General features: G+C 60.1%; 12 protein-coding genes. All 12 read left to right on the plus strand.

The features are described 5' to 3' along the window. The first annotated feature begins 7 nt into the window (after window positions 1-7). The 12 genes from U0023_RS13160 to U0023_RS13215 all read left to right on the plus strand — a co-directional run bounded on the left by U0023_RS13160 (window position 8) and on the right by U0023_RS13215 (window position 9,262). Window positions 8-349: a hypothetical protein gene (locus U0023_RS13160; protein ID WP_009494215.1), complete on the plus strand. Its 342-nt coding sequence runs from the start codon at window positions 8-10 to the stop codon at window positions 347-349. Between the two features lie 586 nt (window positions 350-935). Then, window positions 936-1,148: a hypothetical protein gene (locus U0023_RS13165; protein ID WP_009494218.1), complete on the plus strand. Its 213-nt coding sequence runs from the start codon at window positions 936-938 to the stop codon at window positions 1,146-1,148. Continuing rightward, window positions 1,145-1,396, plus strand: a complete 252-nt coding sequence (locus tag U0023_RS13170) for a hypothetical protein (protein WP_009494219.1) — start codon at window positions 1,145-1,147, stop codon at window positions 1,394-1,396. Before U0023_RS13165 ends, U0023_RS13170 begins: the two co-directional genes overlap by 4 nt. 176 nt (window positions 1,397-1,572) lie before the next feature. Then, complete coding sequence (locus tag U0023_RS13175; RefSeq protein WP_009494221.1) at window positions 1,573-2,127, plus strand: terminase small subunit; 555 nt, start codon at window positions 1,573-1,575, stop codon at window positions 2,125-2,127. Continuing rightward, window positions 2,117-3,358, plus strand: coding sequence for a PBSX family phage terminase large subunit (locus U0023_RS13180; RefSeq protein WP_009494222.1), 1,242 nt, complete (start codon window positions 2,117-2,119; stop codon window positions 3,356-3,358). Before U0023_RS13175 ends, U0023_RS13180 begins: the two co-directional genes overlap by 11 nt. Before the next feature lie 3 nt (window positions 3,359-3,361). Beyond that, a complete protein-coding gene (locus U0023_RS13185; protein ID WP_009494223.1) occupies window positions 3,362-5,650 on the plus strand; it encodes a portal protein in 2,289 nt (762 codons plus the stop codon). Beyond that, on the plus strand, window positions 5,650-6,258 hold the full coding sequence (locus U0023_RS13190; RefSeq protein WP_009494224.1) for a hypothetical protein: 609 nt from the start codon (window positions 5,650-5,652) through the stop codon (window positions 6,256-6,258). The genes U0023_RS13185 and U0023_RS13190 overlap by 1 nt, the downstream gene beginning before the upstream one ends. Window positions 6,259-6,265: 7 nt before the next feature. Next, entirely contained in the window at window positions 6,266-6,499 is a 234-nt protein-coding gene (locus U0023_RS13195; RefSeq protein WP_009494225.1) for a hypothetical protein, read from the plus strand. 76 nt (window positions 6,500-6,575) lie between these two features. Further along, window positions 6,576-7,574, plus strand: a complete 999-nt coding sequence (locus U0023_RS13200) for a hypothetical protein (RefSeq protein ID WP_009494226.1) — start codon at window positions 6,576-6,578, stop codon at window positions 7,572-7,574. A gap of 41 nt (window positions 7,575-7,615) precedes the next feature. After that, entirely contained in the window at window positions 7,616-8,623 is a 1,008-nt protein-coding gene (locus U0023_RS13205; RefSeq protein ID WP_009494227.1) for a DUF5309 domain-containing protein, read from the plus strand. 79 nt (window positions 8,624-8,702) lie between these two features. Continuing rightward, a complete protein-coding gene (locus U0023_RS13210) occupies window positions 8,703-8,918 on the plus strand; it encodes a hypothetical protein (RefSeq protein WP_009494228.1) in 216 nt (71 codons plus the stop codon). Continuing rightward, window positions 8,918-9,262 carry a hypothetical protein gene (locus tag U0023_RS13215; protein WP_009494229.1) on the plus strand — a complete coding sequence of 115 codons (345 nt, stop codon included), beginning with the start codon at window positions 8,918-8,920 and terminating at the stop codon, window positions 9,260-9,262. Before U0023_RS13210 ends, U0023_RS13215 begins: the two co-directional genes overlap by 1 nt.

Here is a 9,262-nt window from a genome sequence, read left to right on the forward strand (position 1 = left end):
AGAGCCTATGACCCCTGCGAAGCTGGTTGCCAGTCTCCCGGAGAGCATCCGTGTGGGGCCACACTCTATTGCCATTCACGCGATGGACAGCCGCCAAGCGGCGGAGGGGCGGTGCTATGGCTTCTTCTCCAGCATCGAGAACCGCATATCGATCGATGGCGATATGGCTACCCTCTCTAGGGTCTGCGACACGTTTCTGCATGAGGTTACCCACGCGATCTGGTGGGCCTACGGCATCGAGGTAGGCGACTGCGAAGAGCGGGTTGTCTCGATCATGGGGACCGCTTGGACGCAAGTCTACCGCGACAATCCCTGGCTCCTCGATTGGCTCAAAAAGGCGCTGAAATGAGAAACCTGAATCTTATTACGCAAGATGGGTGGCGAGTACGCATCGTCCACTACATCGCCAAGGCCATTGGCTTGCTGGTTCATGTAGAGGGCATCCCGTTCGGATCCAACCGCCACTACCCGAATAAGTTCGTTGGCGCTGAACGCTGTGGCGCCATCAGCACTTCGCGTCCGGCTGGTAGCCCACCTGGGCGGTCTGCATGATGGGCGGTCCTTGGAACATCCCGACAGGCAACCCTCTCATCAGAGCCGATGATTGGGGCCGATACCTCCGGGTTGAGTATGCCTATGGCGAGGGCTGGCCGTCTCATTCGGTTCGTCAGTGGTTCTGGGAGGCTGAGTGATGGAAGTCGTATTCGCTCTAGTCCTCTGGTGGGGCAACGGGGTCGTCCTGGTCGGGTATCTGCCGACCGAAGCTGATTGCGTTAGCGCCGGGAAAGAGACCGCTTGGTACTACCCTAGTGAGACGGGCCCGAAGCGCAACTCGCTGAATTTTACTTGTTCTGCCGTCCAGCGGCCCGTGGGTGGCAAATGATCACCGTATTCGACCCCATCTCAGGCCAATCCATCACCATAGAGGTGAAGAAGTGAAGTTCTGGCGCCGTAAGGCTGAAGGCATGAGCCCTGAGCAGATGGATGAAGCCGTCATGGCGATCCAGGCAGAGATCGAGCGTCGGATGTCTATGGGGCCTGTTGAGCGGGAGATCGCCCATCAGATGCGCTACGGCTGGGCGACGTTCGATAACGTCCGGCAATCGCTCCTGATCCTGGCAAGGGAAATAGATGGGTTGAAGAAATGACCGCCACTGTCATTCCCCATACCGCCTTCCTGGAAGCCAGGGCGCGTAAGATCGACCCGAAGGGCTATGCCTCTCGTAAGATCTTCAATGCCATCGACAGGCAGGTAAAAGCCAACCAATCCGCCAAGCCCCTTCTCATTGGCAACACGCCAGTGATCGATGAGGACTTCGATGAGTTGCCGGTGATGGATCGGGGCGACCGAGACTTGCGCTGGGGACCGCAGAGAGACCCAGGGGATGAGACATGAGGGGCTTCTACTTCGACCGTATGCCCTTCCAGGTCTGGCTTTCGCCGCGTGACATCCGATGGGGACGGCAGAGGCCCCAAGATCCAAGAGCAATCATGCTGAACCTCTACAGGGCCGAGAAGTACAGCCCGAGAGACTGAACCCATCATAAGCGGTGCGTCCGCAAAGATGAGCCAATGCTAACCGACAAGCAAAAGAGGTTCGTTGAGGAATACCTCATTGACCTGAACGCCACACAGGCGGCCGTTAGGGCAGGATATAGCGAGAAAACCGCTCGTTCTGTCGGGTCCGAGAACCTGACAAAACCTGACATCATGGCGGCTATCGAGGAGGCTCAGAAAGCCCGCTCTGAGCGCACTGGCATCACGGCGGATAGGGTTCTGACCGAGCTGGCTAAGATCGGCTTCTATGACATCCGCAAGGCTGTCAAATGGGGAGCGAACCCCGGAGACAAGACTTCGGAGAACGCCGACCCCAATGGCCTGAACATCTACCCGGTTAGCCTCGTGCCGAGTGAGAAGCTCGATGATGATACCGCTGCCGCTGTGGCTGAGGTCTCGCTTACGCAGACGGGCGTCAAGCTGAAGATGCACGATAAACGGGCCGCTCTGGTCGATATAGGCCGGCATCTCGGCATGTTTAAGGAGAAGGTGGAGCATTCGGGGCCGGACGGCGGGGCTATCCCGCTTACCGGGTTGAACGTCGCCTTCATCAAGCCCAATGCGAGCTAATGTTGAGTTCCCCGAGAAGCTGGCGCCCCTCTTCGAACCTGCCCGCTACAAGGTTTGCTATGGCGGCCGTGGCGGGGCCAAGTCATGGGGTATTGCCCGTGCGCTTCTCGTCATGGCAGCCGGCAAGCCTCTCCGGGTGCTCTGTGCTCGTGAGATCCAGAAGAGCATCAGTGAGTCCGTTCACCAGCTCTTGAAGGACCAGATAGCAGCCCTCGGGCTGGGCGACTTCTACGAGATCCTGAACAACGAGATCAGGGGCAAGAACGGAAGCCTCTTCCTGTTCGCCGGCCTCAAGCACAACGTTCACAACATCAAGTCCAAGGAAGGCGTGGACATCTGCTGGGTTGAGGAAGCCCAGACGGTGAGCCGCAATTCCTGGGATACGCTGATCCCGACCATCCGTAAGGAAGGCTCCGAGATCTGGATCAGCTTCAACCCGGAGCTTGACACGGACGAGACCTACGTCCGGTTCGTGAAGAACCCGCCTCCGGGCGCTAAGGTCATCAAGGTCAATTGGTCGGACAATCCGTGGTTTCCTGCGGTTCTGGCTGATGAGAAGGACCATCTGAGGGCTACGAACTACGACGCCTATCTCACGGTGTGGGAAGGGCATTGCAAGGCGGTTCTGGACGGTGCGATCTACGCCAACGAGATCCGCAAGGCGACGGAGGAGGGGCGTTTTACCCGCGTTCCCTGCGACGCCAGCAAGCCGGTCTCGACCTTCTGGGACTTGGGCCGCGCCGACAAGACGGCGATCTGGTTCGCCCAGCAGGTGGGCTTTGAGTTCCGCCTGATCGATTATTACGAGAACCGGGGCTTTGCCCTCGGGCATTACCTGAAGGTGCTCCAGGACAGGAATTACCTGTGGGGCACTCACTGGCTGCCTCACGATGCCGAAAACCAGTTGCTTGGGTCCGAGAGGACCATTCAGCAACAGGTGCAAGCGGTCTTCAAGGACGTTCAGATCGTCCCGAAGATCAGCGTGGCGAATGGCATCGAGGCGGCCCGTTCGATCTTCAATCGGTGCTGGTTCGACCAGGACAAGTGCGCTGACGGCCTGACGTGCCTGAGGCGCTACCGATACGACGTGGACCCTGACACGGGCCAGTACAGCAAGAACCCTCTGCATGACGAGGCGAGCCACGGGGCTGACGCCTTCCGGTACATGGCCGTGAGCATGCAGGAAGCGCGGACTTCGGTCCCGAAACGAAACCCGAGAGTGGTGGTGTAATAGATGGCAAAGCAGCGCAAGAAGATGTCGGAGAGCGAGCTTTCCGCGCTCCTCGACGGGCAGATTGCGGATGCCGTCTCCTACGAGGAAAGCGAACTCGCCTCTCTTCGTGATAAGGCGCTCAAGTACCGCGAAGGCATCATGGATGATCTGCCGGCCGAAGAGGGCAAGTCCTCTGTCGTGTCGATGGATGTCAATGACACCATCTCGTGGATCAAGCCGGGCCTGATGCGCATCTTCGCCAACTCGGACAGGGTGGTGGAGTTCGAGCCGAAAGGCCCAGGCGATGAGGAATACGCCCATCAGGCGACGGATTACATCAACTATCTGTTCCTGAAGGAATGCCGGGGCTACAAGGTTCTCCTGACCGCGTTTGACGATGCTCTCGGGCTCGGCAACGGCGTCATCATGCACTGGTGGGATAAGACCCCGTGCTATGAGGTGGAAACCTTCACGGGCCTTTCCGACGACGCCTTTACTCTGCTAGTATCGGACGATGATGTCGAAGTCCTTGAACATACGGAATATGCTGATGCCAGCGGCACCTATGCAGCCGCAGAACCAAACGCACAACTCCTCGCCGCTACCCAACCTGTCCCCGGCCTCGTACCAGGAGCAGATGGAGGCCAGGGTGCATCTTCAGTTGGCATGGAACCGGGCGTTGGAGGCCCAGGACCGGTCGCGGCGCTGCCAGCCCCTGTCGCTCCTGAACCCTCTCTCCTCCACGATGTAAAGATCAAGCGCACCGTTCGCACCGGTCGCCTTCGTCTGGAAGCTCTCCCGCCTGAAGAACTCCTCATCCCTCGGGATGCCAAGGCGATTGACGAGGAAATCTCCGGCATTGGCCGTGAGCGTATCGTCACCCGCTCCACCCTCGTCAAAGAGGGCTATGACCGGGCTATCGTTGACGCTCTGCCGGCCCATTCCGAAGGCGTGGACGACAGCGCCAAGAACGCCCGCGACTCCAAGCGCACTTGGGAAGGCAACGCCAATCCCGACAAGAGCATGGAGAAGGTCTGTATCTATGAGTGGTATCCGCTCGTGGATTACGATGGCGATGGAGTGGCTGAGCGCCGCTTTGTGGTCATTGGCGACCGCTCGGAGAACGAGGCCCGCAAGATCCTCCTGAACGAGGAATGGGGCGATGCTCTCCCGTTCACCGATCTGACGCCCAATCCGGTGGCTCACCGTCGCCGGGGCCGCTCGATCTTCGATGAGACGCAGGATATCCAGCGGATCAACACCGCTCTGTCCCGTGCGATCCAGAATAACACCTACCATGTCAACGAGCCTATGATCGAGGCCGTTCAGGAGGAGGTGATCAACCACGATGCTCTCGTGAACCGGGAGTTGGGCGGGGTGATCTGGGTCAAACGGCCTGGCATGATCCAGGCGAACGTCACGCCTCCGATCTTCGACAAGATCCTGCCCGTCATCGAGTACTGGAACGGGGTCAAGCAGGGCCGAACGGGCGTTGGCCGTCAGACCATGGGCCTTGAGCCTGACGCTCTCCAGAACCAGACGGCAGAGGCCGTGCGGGACGGCAGGGCCGCCTCAGAAACGCAAACGGAGTTCTACGCCCGCAACATGGCGGAGATCGACTTCCAGCGCCTCTTTAGCTGCATCCTGAAGCTGGTGGTCAAGAACCAGGACCGGCCCAAGGTCATCCGCCTGCGTGACAAGTGGGTGGAGATGGACCCTCGCCCCTGGAACGCGGACATGGACTGCACGATCAACGTGGGTCTGGGGGCCGGCTCCAAGGACCGGGATATGGTCATGCTCCAGGCGATTGCCGGGAAGCAGGAGATCATCCTTCAGACCCTCGGGCCTGACAACCCGCTGTGCTCGCTGTCCGAGTACCGCCAGACCCTCGCCGAGATGGTGGAGGTTGGTGGCCTTCGGGTAGCCGAAAAGTACTTCAAGGAAGTCACCCCGGAGGTGCTTCAGCAGTGGATGCAGGCCAAGAGCCAGCAGCCCGACCCGAAGATGATGGAAGCCCAGGCTAAGCTCCAGATCGAGCAGGCCAAGGCCGAGCAGAACGCCCAGATCGAAAGCCAGAAGGCACAGCAGACGGCACAGATCGAGGCGATGCGCCTTGAGAATGATCTGACCCTGAAACGTGAGCAGTTGGCGGCCGAGATCCAGTTGAAGGAGCGTCAGCTTGTCTCCGAGCTTCAGTTGAAGCGGGAGCAGATGGCGGCTGAGATGCAGATCAAACGGGAAATGGGCGTGATGAACGCGCAAGTATCCGTTGCCACCTCCAAGGTGAGCATGGGCGGGGAGCCGGGCTGATGCGAATGGGTCTAGGGTTGGGCGTCGGGAGGACGAGAGGGCGTGTAAGAGCCCAATCCGCCCCCGCCACCACATGGAACGCTGCCGACAAGGCTGCCTCCGTCGATCTGACCAACGGCAACCTGACCGCCACCAAGAGCGGCGCCAACGGACAGGCGGCGGTGCGCTCCGCTTCGGGCAAGACCTCGGGTAAGTGGGTCGCGAAGTTCACGATTGCGACCCTGGCCGATATCACCCAAGGCGGCGTCGGCTTTGCCAATGCAAGCTATGGCCTGAACACCTACCTCGGCTCGTCCGTCAACGACATCGCCTATTATCTCGATAATAGCATCTGGTACAACGGCGGTGACCGGGGCGACTGGACTGGGATTACCGGGGGCAGCACAGCCCGTCCGGTGAGCTTCTTCCTCGCCATCGACATCGACGGCAAGCTGACACAGGCGTCGTTCAATGGGACGGATTGGTCCACCACGGTCAACCCGTTCGACATTACCACGGCCAGCCCCACGGTGTTCGTTGCGGCCCAGCTCTTTACGGCGGGCGATAGCGTGACGCTCGACACAAAGCCGACCGGCTGGACGCTCTCGGGCTTCTCGAATTGGGGATAATGCCGGAATGAACGAAGTGACGCGCAAGGCAGAAGAGGCCGAACGCCTTCTGGCTGAAGTCGCCCCTTACTGCGAACAGGTAGAGAAGGGAGCCTATGAGGCGCTTCTTCTCGAAACCGAAGAGGCCAAGATTTTAGAGGGGCGGCGAATGATCATCGCCTCTCGTAGGTTTAAGGATGCTTTGCGATCCGCGATTATCGCCGGAAAGCAGGCTTCCAAGAAGGCGCCGGCCGTCGCCTAATACGGCTTTAGCCCACGCAAGGGGTGCGTCCCCTCACGGTCAGTCCGATCCTGGCCCGTGGAACCACAAGTGACCCATGGAAGAAGAAACCCAAAGCGTCCCCTCTGCGGAGGTTGGCGCCTCTGAGCCTATGTCCTTCGACGCGGCTCTTTCGATCCTCAATGCGGCTGATGAAGCCCCTGTTGAGGGAACCACCGCTGCATCCGAAGCGTCTGCGGACGAGGGACAGGATGTCGAAGCGGGCCAGGCTGACGCCTCCACTCAGGAGGAAGAGGCCACCTCTGAAGCCGAACCGGAAGCCGAATTAGTCCTGCATGGCAACGCCAAGACCCGTCTGCGGAATGGTCAGGAAGTTACCATCAGCGAGCTAAAGAAGCGATGGGACGAGGCCGAAGAATACAAGGCCAAACTGCCGGAAATCGAAGCCCGCGAACGCGAGTTCGAGCAGAAGCAGCAGGCCATTGCAGCCCAAGAACAGCAGACACTTCACCTCATCCAGCAGGCGAAGGCCGTTCTTCAAGCCAACTTCCCTCCCAAGCCTGATTATGCAGCCGTCCAGCGTGGTGAACTCGATATCATCACGTATCAGGAGCAGGTTGCCGCCTACAATCACGCGGCGGAGAAGTGGCACGGTCTGAACCGGGCCGAACAGGCCCGGACCGAGCAGACCAAGAGAGAGCAGGCCGAAGCCAACCAGCAGCGCATCCAGAAGGAAATCCAACTCCTCAAGGACGCTGTGCCCGAAACCCGCACGGAAGAAGGCTTCAAGGCTTTCCGTGAGGAGATCCTGACCCATGCTCCCAAGTTCGGCTTCTCTGCGGAGGAGATCGGCAATCTTGCGGATCATCGTCATCTTCGGGTGCTGAAAGCCGCCATCGCGTACGAAAAGCTCCAGGCCGAAAAGGCCAAGGTCGCCGCGAAGGTGAAAGACGCTCCTCCGGTTCAGGTCCAGGCCCCCGGACGGCGTGTGAGCCCGACCGAACAGAAGGCGGCTCAGGTGAAGCAACAGTTCGACCGGCTGCGCAAAACCGGGAGCTTCGATGACGCTCTCGCCATCCTCAACGCACAAGACTAGGAGCCGCACCAACCGGTCCAATCCCGGTGGGCGGATGACACATGGCCGCTATTTCCAATACCCACACCACGGATCTGTCCAAGCGTAATCGTGAAACGCTCGATGACATGATCTCCATCATCACCGCTGACGAGACGCCGCTTCTGACGCTCATCGGCTCCGAGACCGTCGAAGGCATCAAGCCGGAATGGAACCTCGATGCGCTGGCGAACCCGGACACGGCGAACGCCTTCGCTCAGGGCGACCAGTACAGCTACAACGCCATCACCCCGACCACCCGCGTCGGCAACTACACGCAGATCCTGCGCAAGTCCTTCATCGTCGCCAAGACCCAGGAAGCGGTGAAGAAGGCCGGCGCCAAGTCCGACTTCAACCGCGAAAAGCTGAAGAAGGGCCAGGAGATCCGCATTGACCTTGAGGTCATCGCGGCGTCCAACCAGGCTTCCGTTGCTCCCTCGGGCGCCACGGCCGGCAAGTTGGGCGGTCTTCGCGCATGGGTTGCCTCGAACGACGACATGGGCGCTACGGGTGCCTCGGGTGGCTACAACACCGGCACGGGCCTTGTGACCGCTGCCACGAACGGCACTCAGCGCGCCTTCACCAAGGCCCTGATGGACAACAACATCCAGGCTGTCTACCAAGCCGGCGGCAACCCGACCACGCTGATGGTCTCGCCCTACAACAAGCGCGTCTTCTCGACCTTCATGTCGGATGCCAACGTTGTTGCCAACCGTGGCAAGGTCGAAGGCAAGGAGCAGGCCCGCATTTATGCGGCGGCTGACGAGTATCTGTCCGACTTCGGCCTGATCACCGTCATGCCGAACCGCCAGTGGGCTCGTGCCGGTGCCGCCGCTGCCCGTAACGCCTTCCTCCTGGAGCCGGGCAAGCTCGCCATGGGCGTCCTGCGCCCCATCGCGGAAGACACGGACGTTGTGCCGAATGCCGATGCGAAGGCGGGTGTGCTCATCACCGAGCAGACGCTTATCGTCAAGAACGAAGCCGCTCTCGGCGTCATTGCCGACCTCTTCGGCCTGACGGCTTCCACCTAATCCTTCCTGATCTCACGACAACTTGGGGCGGTCTTCGGGCCGCCCTTTTTCTTTTCAACGCCAACAAGGTGCGTCCCCAATGGCTAAAACGCCTGCAACTGCCTCCGAAGCCGAAGACCTCGTTTCGGTCCGCCTTCTCTACGGCTACGTCCCCTCGAACGCCAAGTTCACGACCCCGCCCGACGAGCCGAACACCAGGATTTACGAGAAGTCCCAGCCCGGCGACGTGATCCAGATCCCGCGCGAAGAGGCTCAGGCTCTCGTCGATGCCGACAAGGCCAAGGCCGTGTTCTGATGAACACCGAAGATCTGAACTTCGGGACGGGCAACGACTGGTTGCTCGTCCGCTCCGACCCGATTTCGGGGATGAAGGTCTACATCCAGGATCTGGGCGACGGCAGAACCGCCATCAAGAAGGTGATGCCCGTCGATAGCATCCTGGAAAGCGCCGCGACCGACCGCTCCATGAACGCGGGCCGCAAATGGGGCGATGGTCAGGTGATCGGGACCGTCCCCTTGGAGCTGTATTTCAGCTCTGGCTACGCCGAGGCCAAAGAGAACCACGACATCAAGTGGCTCAAGCGGTTCTGGAACGATGGCGACCGCAAGAAACTCCGCACATTTGAGGGAACCGTCTAA

Source organism: Microvirga lotononidis, from assembly GCF_034627025.1.
GTDB classification, from domain to species: Bacteria; Pseudomonadota; Alphaproteobacteria; order Rhizobiales; family Beijerinckiaceae; genus Microvirga; species Microvirga lotononidis.